Source organism: Pseudomonas sp. LBUM1679 (genome assembly GCF_059695565.1).
This window is the reverse complement of record NZ_CP166774.1, coordinates 553,430-574,786: the sequence shown is the minus strand read 5'-3', so window position 1 is coordinate 574,786 and position 21,357 is coordinate 553,430. Positions and strand designations below refer to the sequence as shown.

Annotated in this window: 11 protein-coding genes; 6 read left to right on the top strand and 5 right to left on the bottom strand. The window is 59.1% G+C overall.

Annotated elements, in window-relative coordinates; genetic code table 11:
• Positions 1-179: 179 nt before the first annotated feature.
• Together pncB and nadE are read left to right on the top strand one after the other, a co-directional pair.
• Positions 180-1,415: a nicotinate phosphoribosyltransferase gene (pncB, locus tag ACA062_RS02560; protein ID WP_497455086.1), complete on the top strand. Its 1,236-nt coding sequence runs from the start codon at positions 180-182 to the stop codon at positions 1,413-1,415.
• A 4-nt stretch (positions 1,416-1,419) separates the two neighbouring features.
• Positions 1,420-2,247 (top strand): NAD(+) synthase, encoded by an 828-nt coding sequence (nadE, locus tag ACA062_RS02555; protein WP_497455085.1) that lies wholly within the window; start codon positions 1,420-1,422, stop codon positions 2,245-2,247.
• A gap of 204 nt (positions 2,248-2,451) precedes the next feature.
• On the opposite strand, the gene azu is transcribed toward nadE, so the two are convergent.
• The gene (gene azu, locus ACA062_RS02550; protein WP_497455084.1) at positions 2,452-2,898 is read right to left on the bottom strand and encodes an azurin; all 447 of its coding nucleotides are present in this window, start codon (positions 2,896-2,898) and stop codon (positions 2,452-2,454) included.
• Between the two features lie 338 nt (positions 2,899-3,236).
• On the opposite strand from azu, the gene ACA062_RS02545 reads away from it, so the two are divergent.
• The gene (locus tag ACA062_RS02545) at positions 3,237-3,824 is read left to right on the top strand and encodes a cytokinin riboside 5'-monophosphate phosphoribohydrolase (protein ID WP_497455083.1); all 588 of its coding nucleotides are present in this window, start codon (positions 3,237-3,239) and stop codon (positions 3,822-3,824) included.
• A gap of 68 nt (positions 3,825-3,892) precedes the next feature.
• The gene (locus ACA062_RS02540) at positions 3,893-4,081 is read left to right on the top strand and encodes a hypothetical protein (protein ID WP_007947526.1); all 189 of its coding nucleotides are present in this window, start codon (positions 3,893-3,895) and stop codon (positions 4,079-4,081) included.
• 238 nt (positions 4,082-4,319) lie between these two features.
• Here ACA062_RS02540 and ACA062_RS02535 read toward each other — a convergent pair whose 3' ends face one another.
• The 4 genes from ACA062_RS02535 to ACA062_RS02520 all read right to left on the bottom strand — a co-directional run bounded on the left by ACA062_RS02535 (position 4,320) and on the right by ACA062_RS02520 (position 13,666).
• Positions 4,320-5,210, bottom strand: coding sequence for a transglutaminase family protein (locus ACA062_RS02535; protein WP_497455082.1), 891 nt, complete (start codon positions 5,208-5,210; stop codon positions 4,320-4,322).
• Positions 5,210-7,696 carry a circularly permuted type 2 ATP-grasp protein gene (locus ACA062_RS02530; RefSeq protein WP_497455081.1) on the bottom strand — a complete coding sequence of 829 codons (2,487 nt, stop codon included), beginning with the start codon at positions 7,694-7,696 and terminating at the stop codon, positions 5,210-5,212. Before ACA062_RS02530 ends, ACA062_RS02535 begins: the two co-directional genes overlap by 1 nt.
• A gap of 88 nt (positions 7,697-7,784) precedes the next feature.
• Positions 7,785-11,060 (bottom strand): transglutaminase family protein, encoded by a 3,276-nt coding sequence (locus ACA062_RS02525; protein WP_497455080.1) that lies wholly within the window; start codon positions 11,058-11,060, stop codon positions 7,785-7,787.
• 302 nt (positions 11,061-11,362) lie between these two features.
• Positions 11,363-13,666 (bottom strand): YgiQ family radical SAM protein, encoded by a 2,304-nt coding sequence (locus ACA062_RS02520; RefSeq protein WP_154992743.1) that lies wholly within the window; start codon positions 13,664-13,666, stop codon positions 11,363-11,365.
• A 238-nt stretch (positions 13,667-13,904) separates the two neighbouring features.
• On the opposite strand from ACA062_RS02520, the gene ACA062_RS02515 reads away from it, so the two are divergent.
• Positions 13,905-16,496 carry a hypothetical protein gene (locus ACA062_RS02515; RefSeq protein ID WP_497455079.1) on the top strand — a complete coding sequence of 864 codons (2,592 nt, stop codon included), beginning with the start codon at positions 13,905-13,907 and terminating at the stop codon, positions 16,494-16,496.
• Between the two features lie 375 nt (positions 16,497-16,871).
• Positions 16,872-21,317 (top strand): NEL-type E3 ubiquitin ligase domain-containing protein, encoded by a 4,446-nt coding sequence (locus ACA062_RS02510; protein WP_497455078.1) that lies wholly within the window; start codon positions 16,872-16,874, stop codon positions 21,315-21,317.
• Positions 21,318-21,357 lie beyond the last annotated feature (40 nt).

Genomic DNA, 21,357 nt, shown 5'->3' with positions numbered 1-21,357 from the left:
CTTAAAAAAGCAAAGTCAAAAGATCGCAGCCTCGTTTCACTCGGCAGCTCCTACAAGGTGATTCGTCGATACAAAAAACGCTGGCATTACCCACCACCGATATGCGCCACTAGCCCCATTCATTGAAACAGCTGCAACGTCGCTGCCACGGGCCGCGGCCAGCCTGGAGAACCCCCGTTATGAGCGAGAGTGTGTTTGCCGATCGTATCGTGCAGAACCTGCTCGACACCGACTTCTACAAACTGACGATGATGCAGGCGGTGCTGCACAACTACCCGAACGTGGAAGTCGAATGGGAGTTCCGTTGCCGAAACAGTGAGGATCTGCGCCCGTACCTGGCGGAGATCCGCTTCCAGATCGAGCGTCTGGCCGAGTTGAGCCTGAGTGCCGATCAGTTGGGTTTCATGGAGCGCATCAGCTTCATGAAACCGGATTTCCTGCGTTTTCTCGGCTTGTTTCGCTTCAACTTGCGCTACGTCCATACCGGGATCGAAAACGGCGAGCTGTTCATTCGCCTGCGCGGGCCATGGCTGCATGTGATTCTGTTCGAAGTGCCGCTGCTGGCGATTGTCAGCGAAGTGCGCAACCGCTATCGCTACCGGGAAATCGTCCTGGAGCAGGCGCGAGAACAGCTCTATCGCAAGTTCGACTGGCTGACCGCCAATGCCGGCAGCGATGAATTATCCGAATTGCAGGTCGCCGATTTCGGTACTCGCCGTCGCTTCTCGTTCCGCGTGCAGGAAGAAGTGGTGAACGTGCTCAAGCACGATTTCCCCGGGCGCTTCGTCGGCACCAGTAACGTGCACCTGGCACGTGAGCTGGACATCAAACCGCTGGGCACCATGGCCCACGAGTGGATCATGGCCCATCAGCAACTCGGCCCGCGCCTGATCGACAGCCAGATCGCCGCCCTCGATTGCTGGGTCCGCGAATATCGCGGTTTGCTCGGGATCGCCCTGACCGACTGCATCACCACCGATGCTTTCCTCAGTGATTTCGACCTGTATTTCGCCAAACTCTTCGACGGCTTGCGCCACGATTCCGGTGATCCGGTGCTCTGGGCGGAAAAAGCCATCGCTCACTATCACCAGCTTGGCATCGACCCGATGAGCAAGACGCTGGTGTTCTCCGACAGCCTGACGCTGCCCAAGGCCCTTGAGATTTTCCGGGCGCTGCGTGGTCGGATCAATGTCAGCTTCGGTATCGGTACCAACCTGACGTGCGATATTCCGGGTGTCGAACCGATGAGCATCGTGCTTAAAATGACCGCCTGCAACGGCCAGCCGGTGGCAAAGATCTCCGACGAGCCGGGCAAGACGCATTGCAAAGACCCGAATTTCGTCGCCTATTTGCGACACGTTTTCCAAGTACCTGCCACCCTTTCCAGTACATCAAGTCAACCTAGCAAGGAGTGAATTCATGCAAGCCGTACAGCGTGAGATTGCTGAGCAGCTCAAGGTTCAACCGCCGTTCGCCGACCAGGCCGCCCTTGAGGCCGAAGTCGCCCGACGGATCACCTTCATCCAGGATTGCCTGGTCAATTCCGGGCTCAAGAGCCTGGTGCTCGGCATCAGTGGCGGCGTCGATTCCCTGACCGCCGGCCTGCTGGCCCAACGCGCCATGCGCGAGCTGCGCACACGCACCGGTGACAACAACTACAAGTTCATCGCCGTGCGCTTGCCCTACGAAACCCAGTTCGATGAACACGACGCCCAGGCCTCGGTGGACTTCATTGCCCCGGACGAGCGTCACACGGTCAACATCGGTCCGGCGGTCAAAGCCCTGGCCAGTGAAGTGGCAGCGTTCGAAGGCAAGCAGGCGGTATCGGTGGATTTCGTGCTCGGCAACACCAAGGCGCGGATGCGCATGGTCGCCCAATACACCATTGCCGGCGCAGCGCATGGGCTGGTGATCGGCACCGATCACGCGGCGGAAGCGGTGATGGGCTTTTTCACCAAGTTCGGTGACGGCGCGTGTGACTTGGCGCCTTTGAGTGGCCTGGTGAAAAATCAGGTTCGGGACATCGCCCGCAGCTTCGGCGCGCCGGAGTCGTTAGTGGAAAAAATCCCGACGGCCGACCTTGAGGACTTGTCGCCGGGCAAACCGGACGAAGCGTCCCATGGCGTGACCTATGCCGAGATCGATGCATTCCTGCACGGCGAGCCGGTGCGTGAGGAAGCGTTCAAGATCATTTGTGCTACGTACAAAAAGACCCATCACAAGCGAGTGATGCCGTTCGCCCCTTGACTCGGCCCATGTGGAACCTTGTAGGAGCTGGTAGGAGCTGTCGAGTGCAACGAGGCTGCGATCTTTCGACTTTGTTTTTTAAAAGCAAGATCAAAAGATCGCAGCCTCGTTTCACTCGGCAGCTCCTACAGGGATTGTGGTTGGCCTACGAGCAGGCACAAAAAAAGCGTCCCGAGTGGACGCTTTTTTTATGACCCGAATCGCTTACTTCAGGGTAACAGTCCCTTTCATCATCGAGATATGGCCCGGGAACGAGCAGAAGAACCCGTACTTCTCACCAGCAGCCAGCTTGGACACGTCGAAGGTCACCGAGTCTTTTTCCTTGGCACCGATGAGTTTGGTGTGGGCGATGATGCGGGCATCACCTTCTTTCAGGTAATCCTTGTCGATGCCAGCCGTCAGACCGTCGGTGGCGATCGGCTGCATGTCAGCCTCTTTGCTCAGCACCCAGTTATGGCCCATGACGTTTTTCGGCAAGCTGCCGGAATGAGTCAGCTCAACGGTGAACGTCTTGCAGCTCTTGTCGATTTCAATGGCCTTGGTGTTGAAGGACATCTGATCAGTGGAGTCGACAGTGACCTTGCACTCGGCAGCCATCAATTGGCTGCTGGCCAGTGTCAGCAGGGATACCGCAACAAGTTTGGCAAACATGGTGAATCTCCAAGGCAGGGTTAACAAAGTGCGAATGGACAGAAGACTGCCTGAAAACTTCGCAAGTTCCTATGACCTGAATCAAAAATTGTATACAACTTTCGAGCTATGACACCTATCGAGACAATCTACCAGCCAGCGGTCAAGGACGGCCCTATCATCAGGTCGTCATCATTCTGGAGCGTCTGTCATGTCCATCAATAGCCTGTTGTGCAGCTTGCTCGCCGCATACGCCTGTGGCGCCAGCGGCACCTGTGAAACACCCAAGCGCGACGTTTAGACCTTGGACTGGCGCTTGCCTGCCTTTACTCTGTGGCCATCTGACCATGGAGCAAGGCATGTCTTTAGCGTCTGTTTGTGTATTTTGCGGTGCCAGTACCGGCACCAACCCGGCTTATCGTGAAGCGGCTGTCGCCCTGGGGCGGGCATTGGCCGAGCGCAAGCTGACCCTGGTCTATGGCGGTGGTGCCGTCGGACTGATGGGAATCGTCGCCGATGCTGCGCTGGCGGCCGGTGGTGAAGTAATCGGGATCATCCCGCAAAGCCTCAAGGACAAGGAAATCGGCCATAGCGGCCTGACCCGCCTGGAAGTGGTCGACGGCATGCATGCGCGCAAGGCGCGGATGGCCGAGCTCAGCGACGCCTTTATCGCCCTGCCTGGCGGCCTGGGCACGCTGGAGGAATTGTTCGAAGTCTGGACCTGGGGCCAACTCGGCTACCATGGCAAACCGCTGGGGCTGCTGGAAGTGAACGGTTTCTACAGCAAATTGACCGGCTTTCTTGATCATATCGTCGGCGAAGGCTTCGTTCGCGAGGCGCACCGTGACATGCTGCAAGTGAGCGAATCGCCGCAAACCCTGCTTGATGCCCTGGATACCTGGCAGCCGACAGTGGTGCCAAAGTGGACAGAGCAAAAACCCAGCTAACGGCTAGGCATCTATACAAGGCAGAATACGCGCCGCTCAACCTCACCTTCGACCCCAGAGGATCGCCCATGGCTAAACCCAATTATTCCTTCGCCAAACGTCAGAGAGACTTGGCCAAGGAGCAGAAGAAAGAGGAAAAGCTTCAGCGCAAGAAAGCTACCGCTGAAGAAGAAGCAGCAGCACTGAACCCGGATGCCGAAGGCGAAGTGGCTACAGACGAAACTGAAGCACCGAAAGATCAGGCGCCCGACGCCTGAGACCCTCAGGGCCCGATGATCTGATCAGGCCCACCGGATCTGTGTCCAGGGTTGGCAGCGCTGCTGCTAACCCTCACAGGCCACTCTGAAACATCCAAGTTCACAAACCACTTGCACATCTCCCTGTGGGAGCGAGCTTGCTCCGGGCGGCGTTCCGACGATAGCAATCTACCAGTCATATTGATGTTGGATGTGCCAACGTCATCGCGAGCAAGCTCGCTCCCACAAGGGTTTTGTATTACTCCAGTGGCATTACGGTGACGCGGACCTCCGGGTCGTGATTACCGCCGCCCAGAATCACTCCACGCAACGGAGAGACATCGGAAAAATCCCGGCCCCAGGCCAGGGTGATGTGCTCCAGCGCCGGTTGCACGTTGTTGGTCGGATCGAAATCGACCCAGCCCAGCACCGGGCAAAACACCGAGATCCAGGCATGGGACGCATCGGCGCCGATCAATCGCGGCTGCCCCGGTGGTGGCTGGGTCAGCAAATAGCCGCTGATGTACCGCGCTGCCAAACCACGGGAGCGTACGCAGGCGAGCATCAGGTGAGCGAAGTCCTGGCATACCCCGCGCCGCCGCTCCAGCACTTCCACCAAAGGTGTCGCCACCTGGGTTGCTTCGGCATCGAAGGTGAACTCATTGAAGATTTTTTCCATCAATGCCTGGACGCCCAAAAGCAGTGGGCGGCCCGCCGGAAAGCAACTCTCTGAAAACTCGACGAAGTTGCGTTTCAAATGCACGTAAGGCGATTCAAAACGGAAACGGCAGGCATCCAGCAATTCAGGGGATAGCGGCTGACTGCTGTAGGTCAGCGCATTGCGCGTTTGCTCCCATGGGGGAGATTGATTGAAATCGAGCGCAGGCCGGGCCAGCACTTCAACGGTGAGCCGGGCATTGACCAGCAATTCATCATGGGGCCGCTCGAACGCCAGCCGGGTCAGGGGATTGCCGAATACATCCAGTTCGTCCCGGCGTGAAGTCGGGTCCGGGCTGATCTGCAATTGCTGCTCGGTGCAGCGCTGCCAGGCACAGGCCCGCGGCCACAGGTGCGCCAGTTGCTGGGCCAGGGACACCGGGCTGTCGTAGTGGTAATGGGTGTCGTGGAGAATCTGGTAATGGGCGTTCATCAGACGGACACCGTGCGCTGGCTGACATCATCGACATGGGCAAAATGGCGCAAGGCCAGACGATCCGACACTTGCCCGCTGGCGTCGGCGATCTGTTGCAGCAGATCGGCCAGCCCCTCGATCGCGGCGCGAACACTGGCCTCACCGAACAGCGGGTTTTCCAGGCAGCCAAGATCGAAACGCGCCAGTTGCGCCACCAACAACGGCAGGCCTGCTTCGCGCGGCGCGCCAAAGTCGTCGTTCAAACGCTTGAGTGTGCGGGTCACCAGCTTCAACTGAAACAGCACCGCATGAGGGTTCTGTTCATCGAGCAGCAACAGGTCCAGAACCGGTATCAATTGCGCCACCGCCAGATACCGCGAACGGTAAGTGATGCTGCTGTTCCCCAGTTCCAGCAGCCATTCCAGCCCGGCCTGATCGAAGGCACCGGCACCCCGCAGAAATGCGGCGAGACTGCTGCTTAGAAATTGCAGTCGCTCGATCCGTCGGCCGATCATCAGGAAGCGCCAACCTTCGTCCCGGGTCATATCGTCCAAGGCGAAACCGGACAACGCCGCCAGGGACATCACCAGACGGTTGAGAAAATCCAGCAGTTCGCCAAAATCCGCTTCATCGGTTTCCAGCGCCATGGCTTCGCGCTGCAACTCTACCAGCGCCTGCCAATTCTCCCGCGACAGCTTGCCTCGCACCTGGGAGGCCGCCCACTGCAAACGCTGCAGGTTGGAGCGCAGGCTGAACGGCCAGTCATCGCCGAGCAGCGCGGCCAACAAGCGCTCCGGCAACTCGCCTTCATCCGGCAACAGATTCAGGCGCTCGCCCAGATCGACAGCCGCCTGCAAGGCCTGCGGATCGTCACCGTCGACATAGCGCGCCAGCATGATCCGCAGCAACCGTGCGCTGTCATCGCAACGCTCGCAGTAACGGCCGAACCAGTACAGGTTTTCCACCACCCGTGACGGCAGGTACGGATCGCGCCGCACCAGATCGCGCACCCCTATGTTGCGACGGGCTTTCCATTGTTCGCCGCTCGGTGGGCGATCCCCCAACACCCAAGTGTCCTTGCTCGCACCGCCGCGTTGCATCGATACCACTTCGGCGTCGGCTTCGGCGGCCACCCGGGTCAGGCCACCGGGCAGTACCCGATAACCATTGCGGCTGGCTACGGCATACACACGCATGCCGATGGCCCGCGGCTGCAGTTGTCCGCCTTCAGCCTGCCAGACCGGGGCCTGAGAAAGCTGCGCCAGTTCTTGCGCCACATAGGCATAAGGCCGGGCCTGCATCCGTTCGGCCAGGTCCTGGCGCTGTTTTTCACTCAAGTCACGGCCAAACACCGGAGCGAAGCTCTGGGACGGAAATGCCGGTTTGATCAGCAACTCCGGCAATTTCTCCAGTGCTTCGGCCAGCACGGGCGCTTCGCCGCACCACCAGGTGGCGATGGAGGGCAGGATCAGTGCTTCGCCGAACAGGAACTGATTTATTTTCGGCAAAAAGCCCAGCAGTCCCGGCGACTCCAGCACACCACTGCCAAGGGCGTTGGCCACCAGCACCCGGCCTTGCCGCACGGCTTCGAGCAAGCCCGGCACGCCGAGGGCCGAGTCGGTACGCAATTCCAGCGGATCGCAGAAATCATCGTCGAGGCGCCGCATGATCGCGTGGACCCGGCGCAGACCGTTCAAGGTCTTCAGATAGACCGTGGCATCGCGCACTGTGAGGTCGCCGCCCTCTACCAGTGGATAACCCAGCTGGCGCGCCAGATACAGGTGCTCGAAATAGCTTTCGTTGAATCGGCCCGGCGTCAGCAACACCACAAGCGGCGCTTCATCATCGCTCGGCGCCTGACGGGCCAGGGTTTCCTGAAGCGTGCGGAAGAACCCGGCCAGGTGTTGCACCTTCAAATCGCGGTACAACTCCGGAAAGGCTCGAGAAACGATGGTGCGGTTTTCCAGGGCATAACCGGCTCCGGACGGCGCCTGGGTCCGATCCGCCGTCACCCACCAGCGACCATCGGGGCTGCGCGCCAGATCCACGGCGTACAGATGCAGAAAGGCCCCGTCGGGCGGCGTAATGCCCTGACAGGGCCAGAGGAAGTTGTTGTGGCCGAATACCAGTTCGGCGGGCAACAGGCCCTCGGCGATCAAGCGTTGCGGACCGTACAGGTCCGCCAGCACGGCATTGAGCAAGCGCGCCCGTTGTGCAATGCCCGCCGACAACTGCTCCCACTCATCAGCCGCAATGACATGGGGCAGCAGGTCCAGCTCCCACGGCCGGTCAGCCCCCTTGGGATCGGCGTAGACGTTGTAGGTCACGCCGTTTTCCTGGATCTGTCGGGTCAGCAGCGCCTGACGCTGCACCAATTGCGCTGGCGTGCTGCGTTGCAATTGGTCGAACAGCCGCTGCCAGTGCGGGCGCACGGCTCCACTGTCATCAAGCAGTTCGTGATAGGTGCCCGCCGTCAGCGGGTAGCGGTCAAGCAGATCTGGCATGGAAAGCTCGGCAGACAGCAAGGAACGGTCAGACTAACGCAGGCTGATGACGCCCGGACAGACGAAAAATCCGGGCGTCGCATACGGTTTAGAAGCGTCGCAAATCGAGCGTCATCGGCAACTCGTCGTTGATTTCCACACTCGGTACCGGAAGTTTCCCGGGGGTGTGTCCGATTCGGAAAAACCGCGCCATCCGCCGGCTCTCAGCCTCATTGGCGTTTACCGGCAGGCTGTCGTAGTTGCGCCCGCCCGGGTGGGCGACGTGGTACTGACAGCCGCCCAATGACCGCTGCATCCAGGTATCAAGCAAGTCGAACACCAGGGGCGCGTGCACCGGGATGGTTGGTTGCAGACAGTTGGCCGGTTGCCAGGCGCGGAAACGCACGCCAGCGACGAATTCGCCGACTCGCCCGGTGGGCTGCAATGGCACCGGAATACCGTTGCACGTCAGCAAATAACGCTGCGGCGGCAGGCCGGTCAGTTTGACCTGCAAGCGCTCAAGCGATGAATCCACATACCGCACCGTACCACCGGGCGCGCCCTCCTCACCCAGCACATGCCACGGCTCCAGCGCCTGACGCACTTCCAGCTCGATGCCGCTGACGGCGTAATCACCGACTTTGGGGAAGCGAAACTCCAGATGCGCCGCAAACCACTCGGCTCGCACCGGATAACCGGCAGCATTGAGGTCGACGATGACGTCTGCGAAATCCTGCTCGATAAAGTGCGGCAATAAAAACCGGTCGTGCAGTTCGGTGCCCCAGCGCGCCAGTTTTGGCGGCGCATAAGGCTCGCGCCAGAACCGCGCGACCAACGCCCGCAGCAGCAGTTGTTGAGCCAGGCTCATGCGCGCATGGGGCGGCATTTCAAAGGCTCGCAGCTCCAGCAATCCTAGACGCCCTGTCGCGCCATCCGGCGAATACAGCTTGTCGATGCAGAACTCGGCACGGTGCGTGTTTCCGGTCACATCGATCAGCAGGTTACGCAGCAATCGATCCACCAGCCACGGCGCGCACTCTTCGCGCGGTTTGGGCATTTGCGCGAAAGCGATTTCCAGCTCGTACAGCGCATCGTTGCGCGCCTCATCGACACGGGGCGCCTGGGAGGTCGGGCCGATGAACAGTCCGGAAAACAGGTAAGACAACGACGGGTGGTTATGCCAGTAGCTGATCAGGCTGCGCAGCAAATCCGGGCGTCGCAGGAACGGCGAGTCGGCCGGTGTCGCGCCACCCAGGACGAAATGGTTGCCGCCCCCCGTGCCGGTATGCCGGCCATCTATCATGAATTTTTCGGTGGTGAGGCGGGTTTGACGCGCTTCCTCGTAAAGAAATTCTGTGCGCTCGACCAGTTCATCCCAGGTCGCGGACGGCTGAACATTGACTTCGATCACACCAGGATCGGGGGTGACACGAAAGTTGCTCAAACGTGGATCACTCGGCGGTTCATAGCCTTCCAGCAACACTGGGCAATGCAATTCTTCGGCGGTCGCTTCGATGGCGGTAACCAGTTCCAGATAATCCTCGACCTGCTCCAGCGGCGGCATGAACAGGTATAACCGGCCTTCCCTCGCCTCCGCGCAGAACGCGGTCCGGGTCAGCCAGTCAGCGGATTCGTCGATCTTGGGGACGCGCTCATCAGCCGCGGCAGGCTCGCCATGTTGTTGAAGTTGAGCCGTGTCGGGCAGCGGCGCAAAGTCCTGATTCGGGTCGTTGGGGTGAATGAACGGGTACTCGGCGGCCTTCACCCAAGGCTGCGAGCCGAGCGGCAAGCGATACCCCAATGGCGAATCACCCGGCACCAGCCGGCAATGCTCGTCTCGCAGGAACCAGCGGCCACTTTGCCACTGATCGCCTTTGGCATTGCGCGCAAGCGGCAGCACCTGGCCAATCACCTTGTCCAGGCGCTGGCTGAAGACTTTGCGCAGGCGCGCACGCTCCAACGGCTCTTCCAGGCGTGAGTCTTCAGCACTGACATTCTGCGGCAACGTGCCTTCGCGCCAGAGGTAATAGAAATTGTCTTCGTAGGCTGGAAACACAAAGCGTGTCGGAATTTTCAAACGCTCGGCGACACTCGCCAGAAAACGCCCGGCCAATTCGCCATTGGCGCCGTAGTCCTCTTGCTCATCGGCAATCAGCGCGCTGTTGCGCCAGATCGGCACACCGTCACGGCGCCAGTAGCAGTTAAGTGACCATCGCGGCAGCTGTTCGCCCGGGTACCATTTGCCCTGGCCGAAATGCACCAGGCCATTGGGTGCATAGCGTTTGCGCATCCGCTGGAACAGTTCAGCGGACAGACGACGTTTGTCCGGCCCGAGCGCTGCGGTGTTCCACTCGGCACCGTCCGGGTCATCGATGGAAACGAAAGTCGGCTCACCGCCCATGGTCAGGCGCACGTCACCTTCGAGCAGGTCCGCATCGATTTGCCGACCCAGCGCCTGGATCGCCAGCCATTGATCTTCGGTGTAGGGCTTGGTGACGCGAGGTGCCTCCCAAATCCGCTCCACCGACATTTCGTGGGTGAACTCGCACTCGCAAGGCTCCACCAAGCCACTGATCGGTGCCGCAGAGCCCGGATCGGGACTACAGGCCAACGGAATATGTCCTTCACCGGCAAACAGTCCTGAGGTCGCATCCAGGCCGATCCAGCCAGCACCCGGCAAATACACTTCGCACCAGGCATGCAGGTCGGTGAAATCCACGTCGGTGCCCGAGGGCCCGTCGAGGCTTTTCACATCGGCCGTCAGCTGAATCAGGTAACCCGAGACAAAACGTGCGGCCAGGCCTAGGTTGCGCAGCAATTGCACGAGCAGCCACGCGGAATCGCGGCAAGATCCCGAAGCGTGTTCAAGCGTGTGTTCGGGTGTCTGTACGCCTGGCTCCATGCGAATCAGGTAGCCAATGTCTTCGCTCAGACGCTGGTTGAGCGCGACCAGGAAATCCACGCTCGGTAACGGAGTGCGGTCAATGCCGTCCAGATAGGCCTTGAATTTTGGCGTCAGGGGCAAGGTTTCCAGGTACGGCGCCAGTTCCTTGCGCTCATCGGCGGCATAGGCGAAGGGAATCCGTTCCGCGTAAGGCTCAAGGAAAAAGTCGAACGGATTGAAAACTGCCATCTCGGCGAGCAGATCCACTTCGATCCGCAACTCATCGGTTTTCTCCGGGAACACTAGCCGCGCCAGGTAATTGCCCTGGGGGTCCTGCTGCCAGTTGATGAAATGCTGCTCGGGCGAGACTTTCAGCGCGTAGGACAGTATCCGCGTGCGACTGTGGGCGGCCGGGCGCAGGCGAACAATCTGCGGCCCGAGCTCGACGGCGCGGTCGTAGCGGTAATGCGTGACATGGTGCAATGCGACATGAATCGACACGGCGTGCCTCCTGCGAGCCTGGACATTATCGAAAGCGGCGCAAGACTTATGCCATCCAGCGGCGCTGGCGCTTTCCCCGTTTGCTTGAGGCAGTACAGCACCAAAATCGGGCGATGCGGGAAATTGGTTTGGGGGGATTGCACGCAAATGTGGCGAAGATCAAAAGATCGCAGCCTTCGGCAGCTCCTAAATTGGTATGGCGTACACCTGTAGGAGCTGCCGAAGGCTGCGATCTTTTGACTTTGAGGCACAACGCAAAACGCCAACCCGAAGGTTGGCGTATTGTTCAGCTCAAGCGAAGTCTAGCGCGGCACAACCGGCTTGCGCGCAGGCTTCGGCCCTTTACCTTTGGCCGCATCCTTGCGCTCCTTGGCTGCCTGCTGGTTACGGGCAAACGCCGCCGCCTTGGCCTGTTCCCGCTTGTCCCACGGGTTCCCACCATCGCTGGCACGCGGTGGCAGACCGGTGTGCTGGGTCAGGATCTTGGTGGTCTTTTCCCCCGCCACTTTATGGCTACCGGCCGGTGTCGAGTTCTTGCGACGGGCGCTCTGGTAGCTATCGGTCGCCGGCTGATGCAGCGGGATCAACTGGTTCTTGCCCGGCCCGATCAGGTCGGCGCGGCCCATTCGGGTCAGTGCTTCACGCAGCATCGGCCAGCCTTTCGGGTCGTGATAACGCAAGAACGCCTTGTGCAAGCGACGCTGCTCTTCGCTCTTGACGATGGTCACGGCGTCGCTCTTGTAAGTGACCTTGCGCAGCGGGTTCTTGCCCGAGTGGTACATCGCGGTAGCGGTGGCCATCGGCGACGGGTAGAACGCCTGCACCTGGTCGGCGCGGAAGCCGTTGCCCTTGAGCCACAGGGCCAGGTTCATCATGTCTTCGTCGGTGGTGCCCGGGTGGGCGGCGATGAAGTACGGAATCAGGTACTGCTCTTTCCCGGCTTCCTTGGAGTACTTCTCGAACATGCGCTTGAACTTGTCATAGCTGCCAATGCCCGGTTTCATCATCTGGTTGAGCGGACCTTCCTCGGTGTGTTCCGGGGCGATCTTCAGGTAACCACCGACGTGGTGGGTCACCAACTCCTTGACGTATTCCGGCGACTCGACCGCGAGGTCGTAGCGCAGGCCGGAAGCGATCAGGATCTTCTTCACACCCGGCAAGGCACGGGCGCTGCGATACAGCTGGATCAGCGACGAGTGGTCAGTGTTCAAGTTCGGGCAAATGCCCGGGAACACGCACGACGGCTTGCGGCACGCCGATTCGATTTCCGGGGTCTTGCAGGCGATGCGGTACATGTTCGCGGTCGGGCCGCCGAGGTCGGAAATGACGCCGGTGAAGCCTGGGACCTTGTCGCGGATCTCTTCGATTTCGCGAATGATCGACTCTTCGGAACGGTTCTGGATAATCCGGCCTTCGTGCTCGGTGATCGAGCAGAAGGTGCAGCCACCGAAGCAGCCACGCATGATGTTCACCGAGAAGCGGATCATGTCGTAGGCAGGGATTTTTTCCTTGCCGTACGCCGGGTGCGGAATGCGCGCATAGGGCATGCCGAACACGTAGTCCATTTCTTCGGTGGTCATCGGAATCGGCGGCGGGTTGAACCAGACGTCGACTTCGCCGTGCTTCTGCACCAGCGCGCGGGCGTTGCCCGGGTTGGTTTCCAGGTGAAGCACGCGGTTGGCGTGAGCGTAGAGCACCGCATCGCCACGGACTTTTTCAACAGACGGCAGACGAATCACAGTCTTGTCGCGGGTCATCTTGGGGCTGGCCAGGATCTGCACGACCTTGGCTTCGCTCGGGTCCTCAACCGGACCCTTTTCCTGCTCGATGGCGCAGGCCTGGGTATCTTGGGTGTTGACGTACGGGTTGATGATCTTGTCGACCTTGCCCGGACGGTCGATACGCGTGGAGTCGACTTCGTACCAGTCTTTCGGCGTGTCGCGACGGATGAACGCGGTGCCGCGCACGTCGGTGATGTCTTCGATCTTGTGACCGTAGGACAGACGCTGGGCGACTTCGACGATTGCCCGCTCGGCGTTGCCGTAAAGCAGGATGTCGGCGCAGGCGTCGATCAGGATCGAGTTACGCACCCGGTCCTGCCAGTAATCGTAGTGGGCGATGCGGCGCAGGGAGGCTTCGATGCCACCCAGCACGATCGGCACATTCTTGTAGGCTTCCTTGCAGCGCTGGCTGTAGACCAGGCTCGCGCGGTCGGGACGCTTGCCCGCCAGGCCACCGGGGGTATAGGCGTCATCGGAGCGGATTTTCTTGTCGGCGGTGTAGCGGTTGATCATCGAGTCCATGTTGCCGGCCGCGACACCGAAGAACAGGTTCGGCTCGCCGAGCTTCATGAAGTCGTCTTTGGACTGCCAGTCTGGCTGGGCAATGATCCCGACGCGGAAGCCCTGGGACTCCAGCAGCCGGCCGATGATCGCCATGCCGAACGACGGGTGATCGACATAGGCATCACCGGTGACGATGATGATGTCGCATGAATCCCAGCCGAGCTGATCCATCTCCTCCCTGCTCATGGGCAGGAATGGCGCTGGCCCGAAACATTCGGCCCAATATTTTGGATAGTCAAATAACGGCTTGGCTGCTTGCATGTCGATGACCGGTGTTGAGATGAAAAATCGCGGGCGCGGAATATAGCACAAAATTTAACCAATTCCGACGACAGTGGTCGGTTTCTATTTGATCCGACGCCTCACACAACCCGGACCGGACCTGAATACTGATGCGCTTTGCAGATCCGCGAAGCGAAAAAACGGCAATGAAGCCAACTGCCACTTCAGCATCCCGTTTGTGGGTGCTGATGCGGCAACCTTTCAAGGATGAAAATTCATGTCACCAAAACCGCCTCCGAGAGGCACCACCGTAGTCGATGTCCATACTCGTCCGACAACACCATTGGACGGGCCCACACCGCACCCCGACATACCACCCCGTGTCGACTTCGGCCCAACCATCGGGACACATCCGCGCAATCCCGCGGAGCCGGGCAGAGTACCGGGGGACGTAGACCTTGATGCAATCACACCGGCGGCGTCCGTCACGGTCAGCGAGACATCTTCCGCCTCTGACGTCGCACTTACGCCTGAGCAACGCCCGCTGGAGCAGTACTGGATTACCGCTGCGGCCCGGCTACCGGACGCCGACGCCCAAGGCTTCAGAACGTCCAAAGGACGCCAATACGCCGATGTGCCTGGCGGCGGCATCGTACACATCGTTGCAGATCCCGAAACCGGCTTGTATCGGGCCAAACTGCCGAACGAACTGCAACCTTCGGGCCCGGTGCTGGTGCGGGACCCCGATAGCAAGTTCTGGCATCCGCTGGATGACATTGCGCCAGCGACCTACCCGTTGACCGCCGCCCGCCTGGAAGCCTTCCGCACGGACCTGGACCTCACCGGCGTCGAACCGGACAGCGACGGGCTGTACCCATTCGATGGCAAGCTCTACGTTGTCATCGAGCACCACGCCTATCAGGTGCTGCATGATCTTGAGGCATCGTCGCCGCAAGCCTCCGTGATGCGCATCGTCCGGACAGAAGATCCTGTCGCCCTGGACGCCGACAACGTTTATGTCGCGACACGCCCGGGAAGGTCAGAGCCGATTGTTCTCGATGCGCAGAACAGCTGGGTGGGAACCGGGGTGGCCGGTGCGGGGGGGATGCGCCTGCGAGCAAACATCTCCTTGCAAGATCGGTTCGCCGACCGGATAGCGTTATTGCGTACAGAATCCGCCATGCTTGAGTCTGCCAGACAGAGAAGACTTCAACTAACGACTAGCTGGCAGGGAGTAGTCGGCACTGAAGGTGAAAGAACGGCTCTGGTACTCCTGGAAGTACAAATTCGCCGCGAACTCGCTCATCTGCAAGATCTGGCCACCAAGTACGTGAACGAACGCGATTGGTTGATTCTTGTTAAAGCAAACGGCGTCTATAGAAACGAACTGCACGAACTTCGGGAATTTACAGTTGCAGCCTACAACCGTCTCATTGTTGCCAGCGATGCACGCAAATCCCTGGAGATTCAACTAATCAATGACCCGGCACCGGCCTATCAAGCTGTCGCTGAACACCTGATGAACAAACGGAACATTCTGGAAAAGCGCCAACAGGTTGTAAATGACATCCAGACAAGATCGCGTTCCTCAGAGCTTGAGCTGGCCGAACTGGGTTATGACCCAAAGGAGATTCATGAAGTAGTCTCCGGCTGGGTCGAAGCCCGAAGCAGACTGCTGACGGACGACCCAGACAACACTGACTCCGAAGCGGTGCAACTGGCGCACTCTTTTATCGAGGTCGCTTCCGCGTTCCGCAGGGTCGAGAGTATTCCTGAAGTCGCTCGCATCTCGGTGCTGACCGGTCTGCTCGACCAAAGCGCGGCAATCAGGGCCTCGTACGAAAATCTGGACCTGCCACCAGGCTCACCTCGGGCCAATTCCCGGAGCGAAATCATTGAGGCCATCCAGGGCTTCGATACCGCCCTGGAGACCGAGGTGGCGCGGTACCACAGAGATCTGGAACACACCTCGGCAATACCGGCACAGGATCAGCCCATTGATTTCGCCTTCATCCCTGCTCAAGACAGGGCCGGGCAGGCGCCCATGCCCAGACGAGTCTTCCGCGCCAAACACCACGGTGTCTACAAGATCAGCGTCGGTCAATCACGTCGCACCGCGACGGGCGAAGAGGTGATCGATGTGATCGATCCCCACAACTCGGCACAGGTCTTGCGAACCTATGAACACAGGGAGGGAGAGTGGCGCCGAGTGCAACCCGCACAAAACAGAACATTGCCCGAGCTGATGACGCAAGCCACTCAGCGGCTGGATCAGTCCGACTCGCACCTGGGCAGTGCCTGGCAGGATGAACGGGCAAAACGCAACGCCACCAATATCGTCGAGTTTCTCGGTGGCAAGGCCGAAGCGCTCGACGACATTGCCCGACAGCTCGAACGAACGGCGAATCCGGCCGCGGACAACATCAGCCTCGTCCAGCGCCTGAGGCAAGATAGTCAACGCCTGCGCAACGAATGCGAAGACATCCGCATCCGGCTCTACAAGGACAAATCCTATCTGAGTGTTGATCGCGTGGCGTATCTGATCAGCCAAGGGCAAATCAGCGCCGTGAAAACCCATACCCGACTGGAGCGAGGCAAGAGCAAGGACAAATACTTTCTCGATATCTATGTCCTGTCCGATATCAAGACTCGGGAGCCGTTGTGGCACGTCCATTTCAAATACGAAAGAAAGGACAGCCTCGACCTGAACTTCAAGGAAAAGGGCGGCCATCTCAAGACGCTCGAACAGAGCGGACGGGGCGTTTCATCCCAGCGCCGGGATGAGCAGGCCGGTTTGCCGCACGTAGCCATCTGGCGTGAAACCCTTGATGGCAAGACGGCGCAGAAAATTTTCGAGCTGGCGGCGTAAGGCTGCGGCGGCGGGCTCTCTACTATGTCCTCCCCGACCAAGTGCTGAGAACCCTAAGACACATAAACCGGCAATGAAGCCAAGCGCCGTATCAGCCTCTCGTTTTCAGGTGCTGATGCGGCAACCTTTCAAGGATGAAAACTCATGTCACCAAAACCGCCTTCGAGAGGCACCATCACAGTCGATGTCCATACACGTCCGACAACACCATTGGACGGGTCCACACCACGCCCCGACATTCCACCCCGTGTCGACTTCGGCCCATCCATCGGAACACATCCGCGAAATCCCGCGGAGCCGGGCAGAGTACCGGGGGACATTGACCTTGATGCAATCACACCGGCGCCGCCCGTCACGGTCAGCGAGACATCCTCCGTGTCTGAAACGAACCCGACGCCTGCGCAACGCCCGCTGGAGCATTACTGGGTCACCGCTGCGGCCCATTTCCCGGATGCCAATGCCGAGGGTTTCAGAGTCTTCAAAGGCCGCCAGTACGTCGACGTGTCCGGCGGCGGCATCGTTCATGTCGCAACGGATGCGGAGACCGGTCTGTACCGGGCCAGACTACCTAGCGAATTGACCGCCTCCGGGCCGGTGCTGCTGCGCGACACCGACAGCGGACTCTGGCACCCGCTGGAAGACTTCGAGCCGATCACCTTCCCGTTGACCGATACTCGCCTGGGGGCTTTCCGCACGAAGCTGGACTTCAGCGACGCAGAGCCCGGCAGCGATGGGCTCCATCGGTTCGATGGCAAACTCTACGCGGTGATCGAAAACCACGCCTATGAGGTGCTGTACGATCCTGACGCGTCGACCCCGCTAGCGGCCGTGATGCGCATCGTCCGCAGCGAGGATCCCGTGGCCGACGACAACGCCAATATTTATGTCTCCACACGACCAGGAAGGTCGGAACCGATTGTGTTCGATGCCGTGCAAGGCTGGGTGGGAACCGGGGTGGCCGGCGCAGGCGGGATGATGCGTGGTGAAGGCGATGGCCCTGTTCGTCAAGGACTGCTAGACAGGCTTTCCTCGGCCTTCAATCGACTGCGCAGTCCAGAGTCCCGCGCCGGAAAATTGTTTCCGGACCACAGCAAAGAACAGATCACCGTATTTATCCGGTCGCTTGGAGCCGACGTCGAAGGCGGTTTGACCCGCCGCGAAGCCGAGTACAAAACGCTCAAGGCCGAACTGAAATCCTGGGTCAAACAGCCCTCCACTGCATCGACTCCCGGAACAGCCAAAGGCTGGGCGCAAGGGATCGCCGATGAGATAAAACGCTGTTGGCGTCAGCAGACCGGGACAACGCTGAGGCTTGAGCCCGGGACAGGCACTCTTCCGGCGTTGAATGCGGATTTCAGCCATGTCCGGAGGTTGGAACTAGACTCCGTCACCTGGTCAGACACCGCTAACACATTCCTTGCCGGATTCTCCGGCCTGGAACATTTGACCGTGACCCGCTCCACGCTGGATAAACTGCCCGCCGCCGTTGCCGAAATGTCCAATCTGAGGGAATTGGATCTGAGTTCGAACCGTATTCAGCTCAATGAGCAAACGGCCGGAAAACTGAGCGCACTCAGCAAACTCAAGCGCATTGACCTGTCGGAAAATCCACTGGGGAAAACGCCCGATTTCGCCGGCATGTCCGAGTTGGAAGTGCTGAAGCTGAGTAATACGCAACTGGATCAATGGCCAACAGGCTTGCAGAATCAGACCAGACTGAAACTCGTCGACTTGCGCAACAACCGATTGCGAGAGGTTCCGCCGGCAATCCTCAATCCCTCGGCCCCTCAGTTCGAAGCGATCGCCCGGATCAACAGCGTCACGCTGTTTGAAGGCAATCCATTCCCAGCCGGCTATTGGAAAACGCTTGAAGTGTATTGGCGACGCGTGACTGCCGATCGTCCCGAACTGAGGACCAACGCCTTGGCCGGCGCGTTCAGGCTAGAGGGTGGTATGCCCGAGGTCGCCAGCGTGCAGCGGGTGTACCCGAACAAGAACGCGCAAGAGGCCAGGGAGTTTTTCATCGGATTGGGTGATGACGCAGAAGCGACACTGGCCCGACGCGCTCAGGATCTGGATGTACTGGAAACGCAGCTGGACGCCTACATAGGCGCCAGTCAACCCGGTTCATCCACCATCAACACCCCTGCAAAAATACAGGCGCAACGTGTTGCCAGAATAATCAAGGGCTGCTGGCTCCAGGACTCGGGGGAAATGTTAAGGCTGCCATCTGTAAACGGGTCACTCCCGGCCCTGACCGTGGATTTCAGCCATGTCAGATTACTCAGCCTCGACACCATTACCTGGTCGGACGCTGCCGACACATTCCTGTCCAATTTCCCCAATCTGGAACACTTATCCATCACCCACTCCAGGGTTGAGAAAGTACCCGCCAAGATTGGTGAAATGGACAAGCTGAGCTATCTGGGTTTGAGCACGAACCGCATTGAACTGGATGAGCGAAGTGCTGCAAAACTGAGCGCCATGAGCCAGCTGACGACGGTCAATCTTGCCCATAACCCACTCAAGACAACCCCCGACTTCAGCGCCATGTCCGGGCTGACGACCCTGGCGTTGAGTAATACCGGGATCAGTCAGTGGCCGACAGGATTGCAGGACAAGGCAGCTTTGACGAGCCTTGATTTGCGCAACAACCAATTGAGTGAGGTGCCGCAGGCATTCCTCGACCCTACTCCCGAACAGTTGCCATCAATTGCCAGGATCAACGGGGCCACGCTGCTTGAAGGCAACGAATTTCCTGCCGACTACTGGAGAACATTCGACGGCTATTGGCGGCGCCTGAACGCGACTCACCCCGAACTGATGAGCCCTGCACATCCCGCGGCATTTGACAGCGACAACTCCAGGGCCCAACGATACCGGCGGATATACCCGGCCAAGAGCATCAAGGAGTGCAGGGAATACCTCTGGGGCCTTGAGAGTGGAACCGTCGCTACAAAACTGAACGCCCTCGAACAGGAATTCAACACACTCAAAAGTCAGCTGGACAATTGGGCGTTTTCCGGTGGTGGTGCCGGCAGAGGATACATCCGCGCCAACCAGTTGCAGATCAATGCGGTCACTCGAAATGATCGAAATACGGCCCGGGATCGAATTCTCAGTTGCTGGAGGCGTGAGACACCGCAAAAACTGGCCAATGACGGCACACCTATTGGTCTGGAACTGGATCTCAGTGGTCTGAGGCTGCCGAACCTGCCGGATCTTGACGTGGACTTCAGCCATGTCGGGTCACTCAAACTGAACAACATGAACCTGAGTGCTTCGCCAGAGGGTTTCCTTACCCGATACCGGCATGTGCGATGGCTGGATATGTCGAACAATCAATTGCGTGAATTGCCTCCGGCGTTGGGTGAAATGAACGGCCTGACCCGTCTCGTTCTGAACAACAACGAGATTCGCCTGACCCCGGAAACAGCTCGCGACCTGTCCGGGCGGACAACGCTCAGAGCGTTATTGCTGCATGGAAATCCAGAGCTCGGCATTACACCGGACTTCAGTCGGATAACAGACATGCGTTCGCTCTATCTGTCCAATACAGGCATAGAAAATTTTCCGACCGGCCTTGCCGAACAGCCATTGCTGGACGTGATAAATCTGAGCAATAACCGGATCAGCACAATTCCCGACTCCGTGATCGCACCGCCCGACGATCGTCTTGCGCTGACATCACGTGCCAATAACGTAACCAATGTATCCGGCAATCCCCTATCCAATCGCACCATGACGCAGTTGATAAATTATGTCGCCCGCTTGATTGAAGCCGAAACACCCATGACCGGACCGAACAATTTATTCATTACCTCTACACGCTCTCTGCAAAACGGCGCTCCCCGAGCACCAATAGCAGAAGAACGATTCGCGCGCTGGATCCAGGGGTTATCAGCCAGTGAAGTTTCAGCCAGACGCATTCAATGGAATGAATTACGCCAGCAAGCTGGTTCAGATGGTCTGTTCAGCACGCTTTCGAGACTTCTTTACGACAGCAACACCCATGCAGATCTCCAGCGACGGGTTTGGGCGATGATCGATACCATTACCGAAAATAATGCGGACTCCCACAACTTGCGTCGGGAATTGTTTAATCGGGCGGGCGAAGCCGCCTGTTGTGATCGCGCAGCGTTCACATTCTCTAATCTGGAAACCAGGGCAATGATGCACAGCGCCCGCTCCAGGGTGAAAGATCAGACTGAAGGCCTGCAACTGTCGACGTTCTCCAGAGGTCTGTTCCGCTTGCACACAGTTGATGAAATCGCATCGGCCGACATCGCTCAGAGCGAGGCGATCGTCAACGATCCGAAGATCCCGGAAGCGGAGAAACGCCATCACCGGAATCGATTGGCCGAGGAAGTGGAGATCAGGCTCGCCTATCGTTTCAAACTCAAGGACAGGCTGCAATTACCGGGGCAACCCGAGAAAGCTGCCTTCATTGGCATGGCGAACGTGTCCAACGCAATGTTGGAGGCTGCTTACAAAAAAGTTGTGGCGCTGGACAATTCGCCTGAAGAATTCCAGGCACTGGCGTCAAGAGAGTTCTGGCAGGAATACCTGGCCAACAAATACCAATTGCGATTCGAAGAACACCGCCAGCCGTTTCAGGATCGGATGGCGACGCTCGACGCGGCTCTTGAGGCAAGGCAGCTATCGGGCCAGGCGCATGAGGCGCAAGCCATAGACGTGCAAGCAGAGCTTGCGAAAGCTGAAACCGTACTGATCGAAACGCTGACCAGGCAAGAACTGAACGAGCACCCCCTTGTTGATGTGCCGCTTGCCGGCCCTTCGGGAGCGCCACGTACGCAATGACGATTTAAAGCGGCAAGAGTGCGGCTGGCCGAATGTTTTC

Bases quoted from the DNA above. Each gene is read 5' to 3' on its own strand.
- pncB (WP_497455086.1), top strand. From the start codon at position 180: ATGAGCGAGAGTGTGTTTGCCGATCGTATCGTGCAGAACCTGCTCGAC.
- nadE (WP_497455085.1), top strand. From the start codon at position 1,420: ATGCAAGCCGTACAGCGTGAGATTGCTGAGCAGCTCAAGGTTCAACCG.
- azu (WP_497455084.1), bottom strand. From the start codon at position 2,898: ATGTTTGCCAAACTTGTTGCGGTATCCCTGCTGACACTGGCCAGCAGC.
- ACA062_RS02545 (WP_497455083.1), top strand. From the start codon at position 3,237: ATGTCTTTAGCGTCTGTTTGTGTATTTTGCGGTGCCAGTACCGGCACC.
- ACA062_RS02540 (WP_007947526.1), top strand. From the start codon at position 3,893: ATGGCTAAACCCAATTATTCCTTCGCCAAACGTCAGAGAGACTTGGCC.
- ACA062_RS02535 (WP_497455082.1), bottom strand. From the start codon at position 5,210: ATGAACGCCCATTACCAGATTCTCCACGACACCCATTACCACTACGAC.
- ACA062_RS02530 (WP_497455081.1), bottom strand. From the start codon at position 7,696: ATGCCAGATCTGCTTGACCGCTACCCGCTGACGGCGGGCACCTATCAC.
- ACA062_RS02520 (WP_154992743.1), bottom strand. From the start codon at position 13,666: ATGCAAGCAGCCAAGCCGTTATTTGACTATCCAAAATATTGGGCCGAA.
- ACA062_RS02515 (WP_497455079.1), top strand. From the start codon at position 13,905: ATGTCACCAAAACCGCCTCCGAGAGGCACCACCGTAGTCGATGTCCAT.